Annotated in this window: 8 protein-coding genes; 3 read left to right on the plus strand and 5 right to left on the minus strand. The window is 72.4% G+C overall.

The features are described from left to right. Positions 1-170: 170 nt before the first annotated feature. Entirely contained in the window at positions 171-4,496 is a 4,326-nt protein-coding gene (locus ACIQNG_RS10375; RefSeq protein ID WP_401483837.1) for a glycosyl hydrolase family 18 protein, read from the plus strand. Between the two features lie 146 nt (positions 4,497-4,642). Continuing rightward, positions 4,643-5,221 (plus strand): DUF4291 domain-containing protein, encoded by a 579-nt coding sequence (locus ACIQNG_RS10380; RefSeq protein WP_401483839.1) that lies wholly within the window; start codon positions 4,643-4,645, stop codon positions 5,219-5,221. A 70-nt stretch (positions 5,222-5,291) separates the two neighbouring features. Here the strand turns inward: ACIQNG_RS10380 and ACIQNG_RS10385 are convergent, their stop codons facing one another. The 5 genes from ACIQNG_RS10385 to ACIQNG_RS10405 all read right to left on the minus strand — a co-directional run bounded on the left by ACIQNG_RS10385 (position 5,292) and on the right by ACIQNG_RS10405 (position 10,831). Further along, on the minus strand, positions 5,292-5,801 hold the full coding sequence (locus ACIQNG_RS10385) for a GNAT family N-acetyltransferase (protein WP_401432067.1): 510 nt from the start codon (positions 5,799-5,801) through the stop codon (positions 5,292-5,294). Between the two features lie 174 nt (positions 5,802-5,975). Further along, entirely contained in the window at positions 5,976-7,187 is a 1,212-nt protein-coding gene (locus ACIQNG_RS10390; RefSeq protein WP_401432069.1) for a S8 family peptidase, read from the minus strand. Between the two features lie 213 nt (positions 7,188-7,400). Continuing rightward, entirely contained in the window at positions 7,401-7,697 is a 297-nt protein-coding gene (locus tag ACIQNG_RS10395; protein ID WP_401432071.1) for an acyl carrier protein, read from the minus strand. Between the two features lie 52 nt (positions 7,698-7,749). Continuing rightward, entirely contained in the window at positions 7,750-9,507 is a 1,758-nt protein-coding gene (locus tag ACIQNG_RS10400) for a fatty acyl-AMP ligase (protein ID WP_401483841.1), read from the minus strand. Between the two features lie 16 nt (positions 9,508-9,523). Continuing rightward, entirely contained in the window at positions 9,524-10,831 is a 1,308-nt protein-coding gene (locus ACIQNG_RS10405) for a cytochrome P450 (RefSeq protein WP_401483843.1), read from the minus strand. Positions 10,832-11,253: 422 nt separating this feature from the next. Here ACIQNG_RS10405 and ACIQNG_RS10410 point away from each other — a divergent pair, with 422 nt between their 5' ends. Continuing rightward, positions 11,254-20,835: an amino acid adenylation domain-containing protein gene (locus ACIQNG_RS10410; protein ID WP_401483844.1), complete on the plus strand. Its 9,582-nt coding sequence runs from the start codon at positions 11,254-11,256 to the stop codon at positions 20,833-20,835. Positions 20,836-20,918: the final 83 nt, after the last annotated feature.

The following is a 20,918-nucleotide window of genomic DNA, read 5'->3' on the forward strand; positions in this document are numbered from 1 at the left end:
CCGAGGATAGTCCCCTGTCCTGACTATGAGATAGTCACCCCTCCTGACTATGGCGTTGATCATTCGTTGATCATCCGTTCACGTCGGCCTCGCACGCTCTGCCGTCGGCGGGGTCACAGAGCCGCGCCGGACCGATGACGACGAACGACGAGACAAGGGGGTTTCCCGGAGTGAGAGACAGCGGACAGGTACGAACGCGGGTGCGGGGAGGGCGGTCCCGGGATGTCCGGGGCAGGGCCCGGACCGGGGTCATCGCCCTGCTGGCCGGAGCCCTGCTGGCCGGTACGGTCCCGGTGGCCCTGGCCGCCGTCCCGGAACGGCCCGGGGCGGAGAAGGAAGCGGCGGCCGTGAGCACGGCGACACAGCGGACGGCGACCGGAGCGGCCGACACCACCGGCTCCGCGACCACGGCGAGCACCGGCGGCATACCCACCGGCCAGCCCGTCCACATCCAGAACATCGGCAACGGCTCCCAGCTCGGCATGACCCGGAGGCTCACCGGCCCGGTCGGGGAGCGCGGGGAATGGCTGGAGGCCCAGGTCCCGGCGGGCGAGGACAAGGAGAAGCACCAGTCGTGGCGCATCGAGGCCACGGACGGCGGCCACCTGGTGCGCAATGTGGAGGTGCCGGACAAGTGCGCGGTCCGGGACGCGACGATCGGATCGGTCGTCGGCCCGTGCACGGCCGCGCACGCGGTCTGGGACATCTCCTCGCCCGCCGAGGACGAGTTCCGCTTCGGAGTTCCGGGCAGTGACGCCCGCCTCGTCTCCACCGGGCAGATCCACGCCGACAAGCGCACCACCGACCTGGACATGAGCACCGCGACCGGTGCCGGTGCCGGCTGGTTCATCACTCCGCTGGAGTGGCCCCGGCTCCCGATGCCGCCCGAGGACCGGCGGACGCTGGAGCACATGACGTACCTCACCACCCACAACGCGATGATCAACACCGAGGACGGCTACGGCACCAGCGCCCCCAACCAGCCCCACTCCATGAAGCGGCAACTCGCCGACGGGGTAAGGGCGTTGATGCCGGATGTGAACAAAGAGGTCGTCAACGGGCGGATCCCGCTGTGTCACGGCGGCAGTTGCGGCCGGGAGATCGTCGAGAGCAACAGCCTCGACGGCATGCTCAGGACGGTGAAGGAGTTCCTCGACGCGAATCCGAGAGAGATCATCTCGATCTTCATCGAGGACCAGGGGAGCCTCAGCAACCAGGACTACGAGACCTACGGTCTGAAGCTGGTGCCCGGCATCCGGGATCTGCTCTTCGTCCCCGACGACGCCCAGGTCACCGACCCGGCGCTGAAACAGGGCTGGAACGTCCACCACAACGGCTGGCCGCTGCTCAAGGACATGATCGCCAAGAACAAGCGGCTGCTGATCTTCTCCGGACTCGGAAATCCGGACCGGGTCGACCGGCAGCCGCTCGGCTTCATGCACGACCAGCGCTGGCGGGTGGAGAACTACTGGTCCATGGGTATGCCCGGCGGCGTGGCCGACTGGACCTGCTACTCCCGCTGGGCGGAGCGGCCATTGAGCACCCGCCCCTCGGGCAAGTTCCGGCCACTGTTCATGATGAACCACTTCCGCACCTGGCCCTCCGCCCCCGCCTCCGCGGAGGACAACGCCCGGCTGAAGGAGCGGGCCGACCGTGTGTGCACCACGGCCGCCCGCCGCAAGCCCAACTTCGTCGCCGTCGACCAGTACAAGGACGGCGACCCGTTCCCGCAGATCCGGGAGATGAACACCTACTGGTGGCAGGGGCAGCGGGAGGCCGGTACCGCGCCGGGCACCGGTGACGCCGGCGACCCCTTCGACAACGCCCTCGACGACCGCGCGCCCAAGCCGGCCGTCTCCGGGCCGCACTCCGCCTGCCGTCCCGACGGCATGGCCGCGACGCCGGGCGTCGAAGCCCGCTACTGCGAGGTGTACGACACCGCCGGGCGCGAGTGGCTCGGTGGCGGCGGCCACGACAAGCGGATCGTGGGCTACTTCAACGCCACCCGCAACGGCACCGACGGCCGGCCGCGCTATCTGGTGAAGAACATCCCCTGGTCGAAGGTGACCCACATCAACTACGCCTTCGCGGGCGTCGCCGGGAACCGCATCTCCATCGGTGACGAGAGCGCGAAGGACAACCCGGCGACCGGAATGACCTGGCCCGGCGTCGAGGGCGCCGAGATGGACCCCGCCCTCCCGTACCAGGGACACTTCAACCAGCTCGCGACGTACAAGAAGCGACATCCGCAGGTGAAGTCGCTGATCGCGGTGGGCGGCTGGACCGCGAGCCGGGGCTTCTACGAGATGGCCACCCGGGCCGACGGATCGGTCGACCGGGCCGGTGTCGACGCCTTCGCCGACTCGGTGGTCGCCTTCCTCGACCGCTACGGGGCCGCCTTCGACGGCGTCGACATCGACTACGAGTACCCCACCGCCGTCCCCGACAGCGGCAACCCGGACGACTGGCCGGTCTCCAACCCGCGCCGCAAGGGGCTCCAGGCCGGCTACAACGCGCTGATGAAGACCCTGCGCGAGAAACTCGACCGGGCGGGCGCCGAGCGCGGCCGGTACTACCTGCTGACCTCCGCCGCCTCCGCCTCCGGCCATCTGGTGCGCGGCTACGACGGCGGACAGGCCCTCGCCTACCAGGACTTCGTCAATGTCATGACGTACGACCTGCACGGCTCCTGGAACCAGTACGTGGGACCGCAAGCACCGCTGTACGACGACGGCCGGGACGGCGAACTGGCCGCGGCCGGGATCTACGACAGCGCGAAGAATCCCGAGTACGACCGCACCGGCTACTTCAACGTCGACTGGGCCTACCACTACTACCGGGGCGCTCTCCAGCCCGGCCGGATCAACCTCGGCATCCCGTACTACACCCGTGGCTGGCGCGAGGTGCAGGGCGGCACCGACGGGCTGTGGGGCACGGCCGCCCTGCCCGACCAGGGCCAGTGCCAGCCCGGTACCGGCAGCCGCACGCCTTGCGGCAACGGCGCGGTCGGTATCGACAACCTCTGGCACGACACCAGCAGGGGCCGGGAGGTGGCCGCCGGGGTGAATCCGCTGTGGCACGCCAAGAACCTCCAGGCCGGCACCGTCCCCGGCTATCTCGACGCCTTCGGCCTGGACACCTCCCGCCCCGAGAACCGCCTCACCGGCACCTACCGGAACACCTACAGCACCGCACTGGAAGCGGGCTGGCTCTGGAACGCGGAGAAGAAGGTCTTCCTCACCACCGAGGACGAGCGGTCCCTCGACGCGAAGGCCGGATACATCAAGGACAACGGTATCGGCGGGGTCATGATGTGGGAGCTGTCCGGCGACTACACCCGGAGCCAGGACGGCACGTACCGCATGGGCTACGACCTGACCAGCCGGATCGACCGGGCCCTGCACGGCTCGGGGCCCGCGAAGGCGGACCGGGCCGGCTCGACCCCGCTGCCGGACCAGGTGCTCGATGTGTCCGTCGAGTTCGCCGACCACCCGACCGAGGAGCGCGACCTGTGGCCGCAGCAGCCCAAGCTGCGGATCACCAACCACAGTGGCCGGGAACTGCCCTCGGGCACCGAGCTGTCCTTCGACATCCCCACCAGCGCGCCCCCGCTGCTCAAGGACGAGGCGTGGCGGGAGATGAAGGACGAGGTGAGACCCGGCAGGAGCGGACCCAACACCGGCGGTCTGAAGGCCGATTTCCATCGGGTCACGATCAAGCTCGGCTACTGCGAGGCCGTACCGGCGCGCGGCACCCGGGACATCGGGATCAAGTACTTCCTGCCGCTGACCGGCCCCGCCAACCTCACCGCGAGGATCGGGGACACCACCTACGGGCTCACCCAGGACCGGCGCCGGGGCACCGAGGTCGTGGAACCCCCGGCCACCGGGGGCGGGCCGGCCTGCCAGGCCGCTGCCTGGGACGCGGGCCGCACCTACAACCCGGTCTGGGCCCCGTTCACGCTCTGGAAGACCGGGGACCGCTGGAAGATCCAGGACGTCGTCAGCAGCAATGTCCTGGACCATCCGGGCAGTTGGACCACCGCGCATCTGGTCGACGCGCAGAACGGCAACGCCAACCAGCTCTGGAACATCACCCCGGCCGGTGAGGGGCGGATGCTGATCAAGAGCGCCACCAGCGGCCGTGAGCAGTGTCTGACCGCCACCGGCCTGCTGGCCGACCTGGCCGTCCGGGACTGCGACGGGAGCCCGGGACAGCGCTGGCAGTTCACCGACGAGAAGGGGGCACCGACCCCGGCCGTGCCCGGCGACAACCAGCCGCACAGTCTGAAGGCCGCCAACGGCTTCGTCATGGAGCCGAGGAACAGCGGCATCGGCTCCGGCACCCGGGCGGTCGCGGGCGACCCGGGCGGAACCACCCGCACGGTCGTCTCCCACGGCGGGTACTACTGGAGGGCCAAGTACTGGACCAAGGGCACCGTGCCCGACGCGTCCGACCCGCAGAACCCCTGGGCCCGCCTGGGCAAGGCGGCCTAGCCACGCACACGGAAGGGTTGACGACCCGCTCGGACCTCCGGCCGGGCGGGTCGTTCGCGGGAGCACCGGGTCGTTCGCGGGAGCACCGGCACGATCTCGGAAAAACGGTTCGCGAGGCGAGGGGAGCGGATGACAAGGTGCGGCGGATGGCACCACAGCACCAGATTCGCGCCGATTACGATGCCCACACGATCGTGGTCCACCAGGCGTACGCGCCTGCCGTCGCCGACCCGGCACTACGGGCGGGTCGTTTCGTCGCGCCGTTCTCGTTCCACCGGATGACATGGATCAAACCCTCGTTCCTGTGGCTGATGCACCGCAGCAACTGGGCCCGCGAACCCGGTCAGGAGCGTGTTCTCGCCGTGCGGATCACCCGGCAGGGCTGGGAAGAAGCGCTGTCCCGGGCCGTGCTCACGACCGCCGACCCCGCCGCCGTGGCCCGGGCGGACGTACATGTCCAGTGGGATCCGGAGCGCTCACTGCGCGGAGCGGCACTGAACCACTACAGCATCCAGGTCGGTATTGGCCGTGGCCTGATCCGCACCTTCTCCGACGACTGGATCGTCGGCCTCACCGACCTCACCCCCCAGGTCCGCAAGGCCGCGGCACTGATACGCACCGGGCAGGCCACGAAGGCGCAGCGGCTGTTTCCCCTGGAGCGGGTCTACCCCCTGCCGCGGGCACTGGAAGGCCGCCTGGCCCCCGGGCCCCGCAGATCCGCCTGAACGACCGGCTCATCCTCTGAAACGGCCTGTGGCGCCCCCGGGTTCATGTCCCCGGGGCGCCGAGGGAGGGTCAGACGCCGAAGGCGGCGGGGTACTGGATGGTGCCCTTGGGCGCCGGGCGGGAGTCGTCCAGGGTCATGGCCATCATGGCCTCGTCGGGCACCTCGAAGGGGGCGCGGATGCCGAAGCGGGAGGCGGGGGTGAAGCCGAACCGCGGGTAGTAGTCGGGGTGCCCGAGGACGAGGACGAGGTTCTCGCCCCGGGCGCGGGCGGCGTCCAGTCCCGCGCGGACGGCCGCGGAGCCGGCCCCTTGGCGCTGCGCGAAGGGCAGTACGGCGCACGGGGCCAGGGCGAGGGCGGGCTCACCGTCCACATGGCAGCGGCTGAGCAGGGCCTGTCCGACGAGGGTGCCGTCGGGGGCCTCGGTGACCATGGACAGGCCGTCGATCCATGCCGTCGGGTCGGCGCGCAGCGCGTCGACGATGTCGGCCTCCTCGGCTGTGGGAAAGGCGCCGAGGAGGATCTCGCGGATGGCGGGGATGTCGTCCGCGGTCTCGGGCCGGGTGGTCCAGGCGGTCATGACGGTTCCGATCTTCGGTGCGTGAGGGGTGACCGCCAGGATATCCAGCCGGTCACCCCTCGACGGCCGCCGTCCGCGCGTCGGCGTACCGGTACCAGATACCCCCTTCGTCTCCGGGAACGGGTGTGGGCCCCTGCGGGAGCGCTTCCCGCAAGGGCCCGGTCCTGGAGGTGGCTACGGCACGAGCCTCAGCAGCCTGTTCGGCGAGCCCGCTCCGACGGAGGTGAGGACGTTGGGTGTCGCGCCGTTCACGAGGGCCGTGGCGACGGCCGCCGGGGAGGCGCCGGGGTGGTTGGTCAGGTAGATCGCGGCGGCGCCGGAGACATGGGGCGCGGCGAAGGAGGTGCCGCTCCCGGTCAGGGTGGCGGTGTCCGAGGTGTTCCAGCCGGCCGTGATGTCGGAGCCCGGCGCGAAGATGTCCACGACGGGGCCGTAGTTCGAGTAGGTGGCCTTGGCGTCGGTCCGGGTCGTCGCGCCGACGGTGATGGCGGTGCTCACCCTGGCGGGGGAGTAGCCGGACGCGGGAGCGGACGAGTTGCCGGCCGCGATGGAGTAGGTGACGCCGGATGTGATGGAGTTGCGCACCGCGTTGTCCAGGGCGGTGCTGGGTCCTCCGCCGAGGGAGACGTTCGCGATGGACGAGGGGCCGTGGTTGGCGGTGATCCAGTCGACACCCGCGATGACCCCGGCCGTGGTGCCTGAGCCGTTGTTGCCGAGGACCCGCACCGCGACGATCTTCGCCTTCTTCGCGACGCCGTGGACGGTGCCGGCGACGGTTGTGGCGACATGGGTGCCGTGTCCGTAGCCGTCCTGGGCGATGGTGTCGTTGTCGACGAAGTCGTAGCCGTACGAGGCCCGGCCGCTGATGTCCTGGTGGGTGATGCGGACCCCGGTGTCGAGGACGTAGACGGTGGCGGCCTCGCCCGCCGAGTCCGGGTAGGTGTAGGTGCCGCTGAGCGGGAGGTTCGCCTGGTCGATACGGTCGAGACCCCACGGCGGATTGGTCTGGGTGGCGTTCGCCCGGACCTTCTGGTCCTGCTCCACCGAGGCGACCGCCGGGTCGGCGGCGAGCCGGCGCGCCTGCGCCCCGCTGAGTTCGGCGGCGTAGCCGTTGAGCGCGGACGTGTAGACGCGCTTGATCTGGCCGCCGTAGCCGGATATCAGCTGCTTGCCGCGGGCCGTGGAGGCTTCGAACCCGGCCGTCGGCTTGAGGGTGACGATGTAGCTTCCGGGCACCGGCTCGGCCGCCCCGGCGTGCAGGATCCGGCCCTCCGGCGGAGCCGCCTGGGCGGGTGAGGCCGTACCGACTCCGACTGCCAGCGCTACCGTCGCCGCGGTGGTGATCGCCGTGACGACGCGCCGCCTGGTGTTGCGTCCTGCTGCCATCGAGAGGTCCTCCTCGAACGGTGGTGCGCCAGGGATCCGGCGCACTCCGACGATGACGACGGGCCGCACGGGAGGACAAGCGCCCTCGGCAGACTGTCATGGGCACGACATGGTGGGTATCGGTGCGTCAACTCGACTTAACACGCGGTCATATGGGCGTCGCCTCGCGTACGTGATCCTCCCCCGGCGCCGGACCCGGACCCGGGCGGTGACTCAGGTGAGCCGTTCCCGGTCCTCGGCCGACACCTGCGCGGCGAGCAGCCCGGCGAAGGAGGCCACCGTGGGGAACTCCCACAGGGCGTTGGGGTCGAGTTCGCAGCCCAGCCGGTCCTCGGCCTCCGTGATCAGGGTGATGGCCCTGACCGAGTCCAGACCGTAGACGGACATGGGCTGGTCGGGGTCGATCGCGTCGGGCGGAAGTCTCAGCTCCTCCGTGAGGTAGGCGCAGAGCCACTCCCGCAGCTCTGCCTCGACGTCCTCCGTCGCGGGGTCGGTCGTGGGATTGTGCATGCGGACTCCTTCGGTGCACGGCGGGCTGAGGGGGCTGGGCCGGTCGTTCGGGTCATCCCGGCGTCGCGGGGTCCGCGAAGCCCTGACGGGGGTCCTGGTGCAGGGAGACCAGACGGCCCTCGCGGAAGAGGTCCCGCATCGCCGAGCGGCGGACCTTGCCGCTGGTGGTCCGCAGCACCGTGCCCGGCTTCACCAGGGCGACGGTGGCGACGGCGATGCCGAACTCACGTCCCACCGTGTGCCGGATCTCGGCGGCCAGGGCGGGCAGCCGGTCGGCCGCGACCCCCGCCACCTCATGGGTGACGACCACGGAGGAGCCGTCGTCGCCGGAGGCGGCACCCGGCCCGGCGAAGACCACTCCCGCCCGGCCCAACTCCGGATGCTGGGCGCGGAGTTCGTGCTCGATGTCCTGCGGATAGATGTTGCGGCCGTGCACGATGATCAGATCCTTGAGACGTCCGTGCACATAGAGTTCGCCGTCGCTGAACACCCCCAGGTCCCCGGTGCGCAGATACCCGCCGTCACCGTCCGCGGTGGTCGCGTCGAAGACGTCCGCGTTGTCGTCGCGCCGCCAGTAGCCCGGGGAGACACTCCGGCCACGCAGCCAGATCTCCCCCAGCCGGCCCTCCGGCAGCACCTCCCCGGTCTCCGGATCGACGACACGGGTGTCGTACGAGGCGTCCGGCCGGCCGCAGCCGACGAGATCACGCCCCGCGCGGTCCGCCACCGCCGGAGTGAACTCGCCCCGCGCCAGCGCCTCCAGGTCCACCCGGCGGGTCTTGAGCGGCCCGGCCACATCCACCGAGATGTAGACGGCCGTCTCCGCCATGCCGTAGCAGGCGGTCACCGCGCGCGGGTCGAGGCCCGCCGCGGCGAACCGGTCGCTGAACGCGCCGAGGACCCGCGCGTCGATCGGCTCCGACCCGCAGCCCGCCACCTGCCAGCGGGACAGGTCCAGGCCCACGAGATCCTGGTCGCGGACCTTGCGGGTGCACAGGTCGAACGCGAAGTTCGGGGCGAAGGAGAATCCGATGCCGAAGGCGTCGATCATCCGCAGCCACTGGACCGGCCGCCGGATGAACGCCGTCGGCGCCATCAGCACCGTACTCCCGCCCAGCAGCAGCGGCCACATGATCTGGCTGAACAGCCCCATGTCGTGGTATTGCGGCAGCCAGCCGCCGACCCGCCCGCCGAAGCCCAGCGCGCCCGCGCCCACGAGGGTGTTGAAGAGGATCTGCTCATGCTGGAGGACCACACCCTTCGGGTCACCCGTCGACCCCGAGGTGTACTGGAGCACGGCGATCGTCGACCGGTCCAGCGGCACCGGCTGCCACTCGCGCGGCCCGTCCGCCCCCAGCAGGTCCCCGGCGACCACCAGGAGGGAGGCGTCCGGCAGATCCGCCACCCACTCACCCACCTCCGTCAGATGCGCCTCCGTGGTCAGTACGGCCGCGGCCCCCGAGTCCCGCGCGATGGCCGCCAGCCGTCTGCGGTGGTGGCGGTGACCCCCCGGAAGCGGCGCAGGCACCGCGATCATCCCGGCGTACAGACACCCCCACAGCGCCGCCACGAACTCCAGCCCGGACGGATGCAGTAGCAACACCCGCGCGCCGGACGGCAGATGCTCCCGCAACCAGGCGGCGCGGGCCCGGGCCTCCTGGTCGAGCCGGGCGTACGACCAGCGCAGCACACCGCCGTCGAGATCGGAGGGATCGGCGACGAACGCGACGGCCTCGGCGTCGGGGTGGGCCGCCACCCGTTCATGGAACAGCGTCACCAGATCCGGGGCGTCGGTCAGGTCATGAGTCATGGGAGAGTCCTTCGGCTCATGAGTCATGGGAACGTCCTTCCGCGGCGGCTGACCGGGCGCCGGGCACCCGGCGGGGGCGGACGTCGTCCATGTCGATCCGGAGACGGGCCGGTCCCCGCAGATTCAGATTGGGGCGGTAGGCGAGGCCGTCCGGCCGCAATCGCGGCCGGACCAGCAGGGTGGCGAACAGCTCCAGGGCGACCGCCACCTCCAGCCGGGCCAGTCCCGCGCCCAGACAGAAATGCGGCCCCGCCGCGAACGACAGATGCGGGGCGGCGGGGGAGCGGCCGATGTCGAACCCGCCCGGGTCCGGATACACCTCCGGATCCCGGTTGGCCGCCCCCAGCAACAGCAGCAGCGTGTCTCCGGGGTGCAGCGCGGCCCCGCCGACCGCACCCTCCTCGCGCGCGACCCGGGTCGTCATCTGGACCGGCGCGTCATAGCGCAGGACCTCCTCCACGACCGCCGGCGCTATCCGTCCGGGTGCCGCGCGCAGCCGCGCGAACTGCTCCGGATGCCGCAGCAGCGCGAGAACCGCGTTGCCGATCAGATTGACGGTCGTCTCGTGCCCCGCGTTCAGCAGCAGCACACAGGTCGCCAGCACATCGTGATCGTCCAGCCGCTCCCCGTGCTCCTCGACCTGCACCAGATGGGAGATCAGATCGTCGCGGGGCGCGGCCCGCCGCTCCTCGATCAGCTTCCGGAAATACGTCACGAACCCGGCCCGCGCCCGCGCCGCCTCGGTCGTCATCCCCTGCGGGGCCGCGCCGAGCGGCGGGTCCAGCGCCTCGGACAGGATCCCCGACCAGTCCTGCAACAACTGCCGGTCCTCGAACGGAACCCCCAGCAGTTCGCAGATCACCTGGAGCGGCAGCGGATACGCGAGACCCTCCACCACATCCAGCGTCCCGGCCTCCGCGGCGGTCCCGATCAGATCCGCCGCTATCCCACGGATCCGCGGCTCCAGACCCGCGACCTGCCGGCGGGCGAACGCGCCCGCCACCAGCCGGCGGTACCGCGTGTGCTCCGGCGGGTCGAGATGCAGGAAGTTGCGGGTACGCGGCCCCCGCGGCGTCGGCGCCAGCGTGGCCCGGTCCCGGGCCGAACTCATCGCGGGATCACGCAGCAGCGCCGAGACCTGCGCGTGCCGCCCCACCACGACCAGCCCGTCGAACGGCCGGTAGGGGGAGCGCTCACGGAGCCTGTCCAGAAAGGGATACGGGTCCTCGCGATGGCCGGGATCGGTCAGCTCCGCGATCTCTTCTGGCAGCGCCGGACGATCCGGTGGAACCCGCTCCGCGGGTTCCCCGGCGGTTCCGCTCATCACCAGAAATCCACCCCCGGTCGATTCCTCTCGCCGCCGACGGTACCGGCAGCCCCAAGACCCTGAAAGTCTGCGTGCATACCGGTCCGTATTCACAGTCGGCGTCTGTTTAACCGCGGCGAGGCCACGGTTGAACACCTGAACCACCCGGTGAGGGACGCGTGTTGACGCACATAGCGGCCCTGGCGAAGATGGCGCCGAAGGTTCAGCATCCGGCGGCCCCGCCCCCTTTCACCTCCACCGCTCAGGGAAGTTCAGCGGCTTGCCGCGGCGTCCTGCCGACATACGGACGGCCGTGGCCGTATCCCTTGCCACGCCCGGCACCCTTCGCCGGCATTCACCCTCCCGGGAGGACGGCCCGTGCCGATTCCAATCGACGTTTCCGAAAGCGGGTTTCGGTTCCGGTCGGCGGGTGAGGGCCGATGACCTCCGCTGAGCCCACACCGTGGCACCTGACCGCCGCGCAGCTCGGCATCTGGTACGCGCAGCAGGTCGCGCGGGACGATGTCGTGCTCAACGTCGCCGAGTACCTGGAGATCGACGACGGGGTGGACCCCGACCTGTTCGTACGGGCGCTGCGGCAGGCACTCGCCGACGTCGACGCCTACCGGCTCCGGTTCCAGCTGGTGGACGGGGAGCCGCGGCAGTACGCCGACCCCGACGCCGGCGTCCCGGTGCAACTCGTCGACGTCCGCGCCGAACCCGACCCGCGGGCGGCGGCCGAGGCATGGATGCGCGCGGAACTCGCCCGGCCGGTCGAGGTGCTGGACGGCCCGCTGTTCGCCGTCGCCGTCCTCGCCGTCGGCGAGGGCCACCTCCTCTGGTACCACCGCGCCCACCACCTCCTCATGGACGGACACGGCGGCGCCCTGGTCACCGCCCGCGTCGCCGACGCCTACGCCGCCCTCCTGGAAGGCCGCGACTACGACGGGGACGCACCGGACTCCAGCGCGGTGCTCATCGACTCCGAACACACCTACCGGGCCTCGCCCGCCCACGCCCGCGATCGCGCGTTCTGGCTGACCGCCCTGGCCGGCACCGAGGAGCGGGCCGCCGGCGGCGGACTGCGGGCCGGGACCCCGGCCCGCTCCACCGCCGACCTCCCCGCCGCCGACGCCGACCGGCTGCGGGCCGCCGCCCGCAACCACCGGACGAGCCTCGCCGCCTTCGTCGTCGCCGCCGCGGCCGTCTGCCAGCACCGCACCACCGGCGCCCACGACCTCGTCCTCGGCATACCCGTCCTCGGCCGGACCGGCCGCCGCGAACAGCGGATCGCCGGTATGACCTCGAACGTCATGCCGCTCCGCCTGGAGATCACCCCCGCCCTCACCGTCGCCGACGTCGTCCGCCGCACCGCCACCGCGATCGGCGAGAGCCTGCGCCACCAGCGCTACCGCTACGAGGACCTGGCGCGGGAACTGACACCGTCCGGCACCGGCGCCCTGTGCGACCTCAACGTCAACATCCTCGGCTACGGCTACCCGCCCCGGTTCGGCACCGCCACCGCGACCGTGCACAACCTCACCCACGGGCCCACCGAGGACCGGCAGATCAACGTCTACGACCAGATCGCGGACGCCGCCGTACGGATCGACGTCGACGTCAACGGCGACCGCCACCCGCCGCACACCGCCGACGACCTGCTGCGCCGCTTCCGGCGGATCCTCGACTGGATGACCACCGCCGCCCCCCACGCACCGATCGGCGGCGTCCGCCTCTACGACGAGGACGAACACCCCGCCCCCGCCGCCGACACCCTCCCCGTGCCGCCACTGACCGCCCCCGACCTGTTCCACGCCCGGGCCGACCAGACGCCGGACGCACCCGCGGTGATCGCCGACGGGCACCGACTGACCTACGCGGAACTCGACCTGCGGGCCAACCGGCTCGCGCACTTCCTGACCGGGCTCGGCCTGCGCCGCGAATCAGTGGTCGCGGTCGTGCTGAACCGCGGCGTCGACCTCGTCACCACCCTGCTCGCCGTCGCGAAGACCGGCGCCGCCTATCTGCCGATCGACCCCCGCCAGCCGCTGGAGCGCGTCTCCCACATGCTCGCCGACAGCGGAGCCGCGGCCCTGCTGACCACCGCCGACCTGCTCGACGAACTGCCCGCACACGATCTGCTGGCGCTCGCCGTCGACAGCCCCCAGGTGCGCGCCGAGATCGACGCGCAACCGGCGACCCGGCCACCGCACCGCCCCGAGACGGGCTCGCTCGCGTACGTCATCTACACCTCCGGCTCCACCGGACGGCCCAAGGGCGTCGCCCTCACCCAGGCGGGCGTGGCCGCCCTGGTCGCCACACAGGCCGCGCGGCTCGGCGTGGGACCCGGCAGCCGGGTGCTCCAGTTCGCGTCCATCGGCTTCGACGCGGCCACCTGGGAACTGCTGATGGCGCTGGGCACCGGGGCCGCGCTCGTCGTCGCCCCCGCCGACGAACTGCTGCCCGGCAGCGGCCTCGCCGAGGTCGTGACCCGGCACCGCGTCACCCACGCCACCCTGCCCCCCGCCGTGCTCGCCGCCCTCGACCCCGACGACCTCCCCACGCTGGAGACCCTCGTGTCCGCGGGCGAGGCCCTCACCCCCGACCTGGTCGAACGCTGGGCGGCGGACCGCGACCTGGTCAACGCCTACGGGCCGACCGAGACGACGATCTGCGCCACCCTGTCCGCCCCGCTCCTACCGGACGCGGCACCCGGCATCGGCACCCCCGTCGCCCGCGCCCGCGTCCATGTCCTGGACGACTTCCTGGAACCCGTACCCGCCGGAACGACCGGCGAACTCTACGTCGCCGGACCGGGCCTCGCCCGCGGCTACACCGGCAGCACCGCGCTGACCGCGGAGCGGTTCGTGGCCGACCCGAGCGGCACCGGCGACCGCCTCTACCGCACCGGCGACCGGGTCCGCTGGACCGCCGACGAGGGCCTGCTGTTCGTGGGCCGCTCCGACGGACAGCTCAAGATCCGCGGACACCGGATCGAGCCCGCCGAGATCGAGGCCGAACTCGGCGGCCACCCCGACGTCGCCCAGGCCGTCGTCGTGGCCCGCACGTCCGACTCCGGCGAACGCCGGCTGGTGGCCTACGTCACCGACGCCCGCCCCGGCCACGACCCGAACTCCGGCGCTGACCTGCCCGGCCGGCTGCGCGAGTACCTCACCGGCCGGCTGCCCGCGCCCATGGTGCCCGGCGCCTTCGCCGTCCTGCCCGCATTCCCCCTGACCCACAGCGGGAAGATCGACCGGCAGGCGCTGCCCGCGCCCGCGCGGACCACCGGCACGGGCCGCGCGGCGACACCGCAGGAGGAGATCCTCTGCGGGATCTTCGCCGAGACCCTCGGCATCGACACCGTAGGACCCGACGAGAACTTCTTCGAACTCGGCGGCCACTCACTCCTCGCCACCCGGCTGACCTCCCGCGTCCGCGCCGCCCTCGGCGTCGACCTGGAGATGCGCGACCTGTTCCGCATCCCCACCCCCGCCGGACTCGCCGAACACCTCTCCACGACCGGGGACACCCGCACCCCCGCCCGGCCTGCGCTCGTCCCCCAGACCCGCCCGCGGCACGTCCCGCCGTCCTTCGCGCAACGCCGACTCCTCTTCCTCGAACAACTCGAAGGCCGCGGCACCACCTACAACGCGCCCATCATGCTGCGCCTGACCGGACCGCTGGACCGGGACGCCCTCAGCGCCGCCTTCCGGGACGTCCTCGCCCGCCACGAAGCCCTGCGCACCGTGTTCCCCCTGGCCGACGGCAAGCACCACCAGCACGTCGTCGGAATCGACACGATGAGCGGACAGCCCCAGATCGAACTGACCACCCCCGAAGACCTGCCCGACGCCCTCGCCCGCGCCGCCGGCCACGCCTTCGACCTGACCTCGGAACCGCCCGTACGGGCCTGGCTGTTCGCGCTCGGCGCCGACGACCACGTCCTCGTCGTGGTGGTGCACCACATCACCGCCGACGGCTGGTCCATGGGCCCCCTCACCCGCGACCTGTCCAGCGCCTACGCGGCCCGCCGCCAGGGCCGCGCCGCCGACTGGCCGCCCCTGCCCGTGCAGTACGCCGACTACACGCTCTGGCAACGCGAACTCCTCGGCGCCGACGACGACCCCGCCGGCCGCATGTCCGCCCAGGTCGCCTACTGGCGCCGAGCACTGGACGGCAGCCCCGAGGAACTCGCCCTGCCCTTCGACCGGCCCCGCCCCGCGGTCGCTGGCCACCGCGGCCACGACGTGCCCCTCGACGCCCCGGCCGACCTGCACGCCCGGATCGCGGAACTGGCACGGGCCGAGGGCGTCACCGTCTTCATGGTCCTGCACGCCGCACTCGCCGTACTGCTGTCCCGGCTCGGGGCCGGCACCGACATCCCCATCGGCTCCGCCGTCGCGGGCCGCACCGACGAGGCGCTCGACGACCTCGTCGGCTGCTTCGTCAACACCGTCGTGATCCGCACCGACCTCACCGGGGACCCCGAGTTCCGCGACGTCCTGCACCGGGTCAGGGACGTGACGCTGGGCGCCTTCGCCCACCAGGACGTACCCTTCGAACGGCTGGTGGAGGAACTGGCCCCCACCCGTTCCGTCGCCCGCAACCCGCTCTTCCAGACCGTCCTCACCATGCAGAACACCGCCGACGTGGCGCTGGAACTGCCCGGCCTGGAGGTCACACCGGTACCCGGCGCCCGCCCCGGGGTGAAGTTCGACCTCGACGTCATGGTCAACGAGAACTTCGACGCCCACGCCCACCCCGCCGGACTGACCGGCTCCGTCACCGCCTCCGCCGACCTGTTCGACCCCGCGTTCGCCCACGGCCTCGCCGAACGGCTGCTGCGCCTGCTGCACGCCGTGACCGACACCCCACGGCTGCGGCTCAGCGAGGCCGCCCTCCTCGACCCCGCCGAACGCGCCCGGGTCCTGACCGACTGGAACGACACCGCGCCGACCACTCCCGCGCCCACCGTCGTGGACCGGTTCTGGGCGCAGACACGCAGCACCCCGGACGCCGTCGCCGTACGCCAGGGCGACACGACACTGACGTACGCACAACTCCGGACCCGGGCCGAAACCGTCGCGCGCCATCTGGCGGGCGCCGGGATCGGCCCCGAATCGGTCGTCGCGCTCTGCCTCCCCGCGGGCGCCGAGACGATCGCCGCGATGCTGGGCGTCTGGCGGGCCGGCGCCGCCTACCTGCCGCTCGACCCCCGACAGCCCGTCGAACGCACCGCGTTCATGCTCACCGACAGCCGTGCCCTGCTGCTCATCACCACCGACGAACTGCTCGACGACCAGCCGGCCGGACAGGTACGGATCCTCACGCTGGAGGAGATGACCGCACCGGCGGCCCCCGCCACCGTGCCCCACCCCAAGCCCCACCCCGACCACCTCGCCTACGTCATCTACACCTCCGGCTCCACCGGCACCCCGAAAGGCGTGGCCGTCACCCAGGGCGCACTGGCGAACTACCTGCGATCCGCGCGGGAACGGCTCGGCCTCGGCGGCGCGGGCACCCGCTACGCACTGCTCCAGCCGCAGGTCACCGACCTCGGCAACACCCTGCTGTTCTGCTCCCTCGCCACCGGCGGCGAACTGCACGTCCTGCACCCCGACGCCGTCCTCGACCCGGACGCCGTCGCCGCCCACCTCGCCGACCACCGCATCGACCACCTCAAGGCCGTCCCCTCCCACCTGGCCGCGCTCTCCGCGCAGACCGGACCCGACGCCCTGCTCCCCGCACGCTCCCTCGTCCTCGGCGGCGAGGCCGCCGCACCGGCCTGGGTCGGCGAACTCCTCGCGGCGGCCGGGGACCGCGCGATCCACAACCACTACGGCCCCACCGAAGCCACCATCGGCGCCACCACCACCCGGCTCACCCCCCACGACACCGACACCGGACACGTCCCCATCGGCACCCCCCTCGGCGGCGTCCGCGCCTACGTCCTCGACACCTGGCTGCAACCCCTGCCCGTGGGCGTCCCCGGAGAGCTGTACCTCGCGGGCGCCGGCCTCGCGCGCGGCTACGTCAACCGGCCGGGACCGACCGGCGAACGCTTCGTGGCCTGCCCGTTCGACTCCGGCGCACGCATGTACCGCACCGGCGACCGGGCCCGCTGGGGCGCCGACGGACGACTGGAGTTCACCGGCCGCGCGGACGACCAGATCAAGATCCGCGGCTTCCGGATCGAACCCGGTGAGATCGAGACCGCACTCACCGCCCACCCCGACATCACCGCAGCCGCCGTCATCGCCCGCGAGGACCCCACCGGACAGCCCCGTCTGATCGCCTACCTCGTCCCCGCCGACCGCGCCGACACCGACAGCCTCGACGAACGGGCACGACAGCACCTGACCCGACGGCTCCCCGACCACATGGTGCCCGCCACCGTCGTCGTACTCGCCGCACTGCCCCTCACCCCGAGCGGGAAACTCGACCGGGCCGCACTGCCGGAACCCGAGCGCGCCGCCGGCGCGGGCGCCGGACGCGCACCGCGGGACGTACGGGAAGAGATCCTGTGCGACGCGTTCGCACACGTCCTCGGCCTCGACGTCGTCGGCCCCGAGGAGGACTTCTTCGCACTCGGCGGGAACTCCCTGGTGGCCGTGGCCCTCGTGGAGGAACTACGCACCCACGGACTCTCGGTGTCCGTACGCGCCCTGTTCCTCACCCCGACCGCGTCCGGCCTCGCCGCCGTCGCCGGACCGCCCCAGGTGGACATCGCACCCAACCCGATCCCCGAGGGCGCCACCCGGCTCACCCCCGCCATGCTGCCGCTCACCACACTCGACCAGGACGAGATCGACCAGGTCGTCGCCCACGTCGACGGCGGCGCCGCCAACGTGGCCGACGTGTACCCCCTGATGCCGCTCCAGGAAGGCATGCTCTTCCACCACCTGGCACGCGCCGACGGCGACACCGACGTCTACATGCGGTCCGTGGTCCTGGAGTTCGACACCGGGCAACGGCTGGACGCCTTCCTCGCCGCCCTCCAGCAGGTCGTGGACCGCCACGACGTCTACCGCACGGCGATGCTCTCCGAAGGACTCGGCGAACCCGTACAGGTGGTCTGGCGCCACGCCCCGGTCCCCGTCCAGCACCTCGAACGCGACCCGCACCGGGAGCCGGTCGCGCACCTGCTCGCCGCGGGCGGCACCTGGATGGAACTGGACCGCGCACCGCTCCTGCGCGTCCACGTCCTCACCGAGCCCGGCGACGGGCCACGCCTCGCACTGCTGCGGGTCCACCACATGATGGGCGACCACACCACCGTCGGACTGCTCCTCGAAGAGATCCGCGCCTTCCTCGCCGGCCGGGGCGAACACCTCCCCGAGCCGCTGCCGTACCGCGACCTCGTCGCACAGGCCCGTCTCGGCACCTCCGCCGACGACCACGAACGCTACTTCGCCGCCCTGCTCGGCGATGTCACCGAACCCACCGCCGCGTTCGGCCTCCTCGACGTACGCGGCGACGGCGCCACCGTCACCCGCGCCGACCGCGTGGTCGACACACCGCTCGCCGAACGGGTCCGCACCACCGCCAGGGCCCTCGGCGTCAGCCCGGCCACCCTGTTCCACCTGGCCTGGGCGCGGGTGCTCGCCGCCGTGTCCGGCCGCGACGACGTGGTGTTCGGGACCGTCCTGACCGGCCGGATGACCGCCGGGGTCGGCGCCGACCGCGCACCCGGCCTCTTCCTCAACACCCTCCCCCTGCGCGTCCGCGTCGACGCCGACCCCACGACCACGGCCCTCACCCGGCTGCGCGGACGCCTCGCCGAACTGCTGGAACACGAGCACGCGCCGCTCGCCCTCGCCCAGAAGGCCAGCGCGGTACCGGCCGGCGGCCCCCTGTTCACCTCGATCCTCAACTACCAGCACGGCCTCCCCCTCACCGAGACCGGCACCGGCCTCGACGGCATCGAGGTCCGCTACACCGAGGAACGCACCAACTACCCCGTCACCCTGATCATCAGAGACGTCGGATCCGGGTTCTCCGTGACCGTCGACGCCGTCGCACCCGCCGACCCCGACCGCGTCCAGTCCCTGCTCCACACCTGCCTGGACCACCTCGTCACCACCCTCACCGACGCCCCCCACACCCCGTTCACCGCCCTCGCCGTACTCGACCCCGCCGAACGCCGACGCCTCGCCCACGAGGGGAACCGCACCGAGGCACCCACGGCGGAACGGACCGTGCCGGACCTCCTCGCCGCGCGGACCGCACACACCCCCGACGCCACCGCCGTCGTCCACGGCAACACCCGCATCGACTACCGCGACCTGGAGCGCCGCGCCCGGCGCCTGGCACACCATCTGCGCGGCCTCGGCGTCGGCCCCGAGAGCGTCGTAGCACTGTGCCTGCCGCGCGGCATCGACGCGGTGACCGCCCTCCTCGGCGTCTGGCAGGCCGGAGCGGCCTACCTCCCGCTCGACCCCGCCTACCCCGCACCCCGGCTCGGCCATATGCTCACCGACAGCCGGGCCGTGGTACTGATCGCCACCACCGAGATCCTCGACGACCTGCCCGTCATGGGCGGACTGCGCACCGTCGCCCTCGACGACCCCGCCGTGGCGGCGGCACTGGAGACCCAGCCGGACACCGCGCCCGACCCCGGCACCCACCCCGGCAGTCTCGCGTACGTCATCTACACCTCCGGCTCCACCGGACGGCCCAAGGGCGTCGCCGTCACCCACGAGGCCCTCGCCAACTACGTGACCCACGTACCGGCACGGCTCGGCTTCGGCGAACCCGGCGCACGCTACGCGCTGCTCCAGCCCCTCACCACCGACCTCGGCAACACCGTGCTCTTCGCCAGCCTGACCACCGGCGGCGAACTGCACATCCTGGACGCGGCGGACGTGGCCGACCCCCTCGCCGTCACCGGCTATCTCGCCCGCCACCGCATCGACCACGTCAAGATGGTCCCCTCACACCTCGCCGCGCTCGGCGCCACCGGCGACCTGCGCTGGCTGCTCCCGCAGCGGACCCTGGTCCTCGGCGGCGAGGCCACACCGCCCGACTGGGCCGGGCAACTCCTCCAAGCCGCCGACAGCCGCGCGGTGTTCAACCACTACGGCCCCACCGAGACCACCATCGGCGTCACCACCGGCCCCCTGGACGCCACGACCGTGACCGGCACGAGCGTCCCGATCGGCACCCCGGTCGCCAACACCGCGCTGTACGTCCTGGACGACGCCCTCCAGCCGGTACCGGCCGGAGCCCCCGGAGAGGTGTACGTCGCCGGCGCGCAACTCGCCCGCGGCTACGTGGGCCGACCCGGGACGACGGCGGAGCGGTTCGTGGCCGCCCCCTTCGGCGACGGCACCCGGATGTACCGCACCGGGGACCGCGGGCGCCGCACCGCCCAAGGCGCCCTGGAGTACCTCGGCCGCGCCGACGAACAGGTCAAGATCCGCGGCTTCCGGGTGGAGCCCGGCGACGTCCGTACGGTGCTCACCGCACACCCCGACGTGGACCACGCCGCGGTCATCGTCCGCGAGGACGTCCCGGGCGACCGGCACCTCGTCGCCTACGTCGTCCCGGCCGACCGGAGCGCCGACACCGACGGCGCTGTCCTCACCGAGGCGGTGCGCCGGCACGCCCGGCAGGAGTTGCCGCCGCACATGGTGCCGTCCGCCGTCGTCGTCCTCGACGCCCTGCCCCTGACCGCCAACGGCAAGCTGGACCGCGCCGCCCTGCCCGCCCCCGACCGGGCCGCCGCGGCGGGCACCGGGCGCCGCCCCGCCGACGCCCGCGAAGAGGCCCTGTGCGCCGCCTTCGCCGAGATCCTCGCCCTGCCCGCGGTCGGTGTGCACGACGACTTCTTCGTCCTGGGCGGCCACTCCCTCCTCGCGACGAAACTGGTCAGCCGGGTCCGGGTGACGCTGGGCGAGGAACTCCCGATCCACATCCTGTTCGACCGCCCCACGCCCGCCGAACTCGCGGCCTGGATGGCCGACAACGCGGCGGACACCCCCCAGGTCAGGCCGCGCCTGCGACCGATGCGCGCCTGAGAGGACAGCGCGGGGCGCGGTGGTGGGCGCCGCCGACTGTGCCGGGGACCGCCCTTGGGGCCGCCCCAGGGGCGGGCCCGTCG

Source organism: Streptomyces sp. NPDC091377 (assembly GCF_044757045.1).
Taxonomy (GTDB): Bacteria; Actinomycetota; Actinomycetes; order Streptomycetales; family Streptomycetaceae; genus Streptomyces.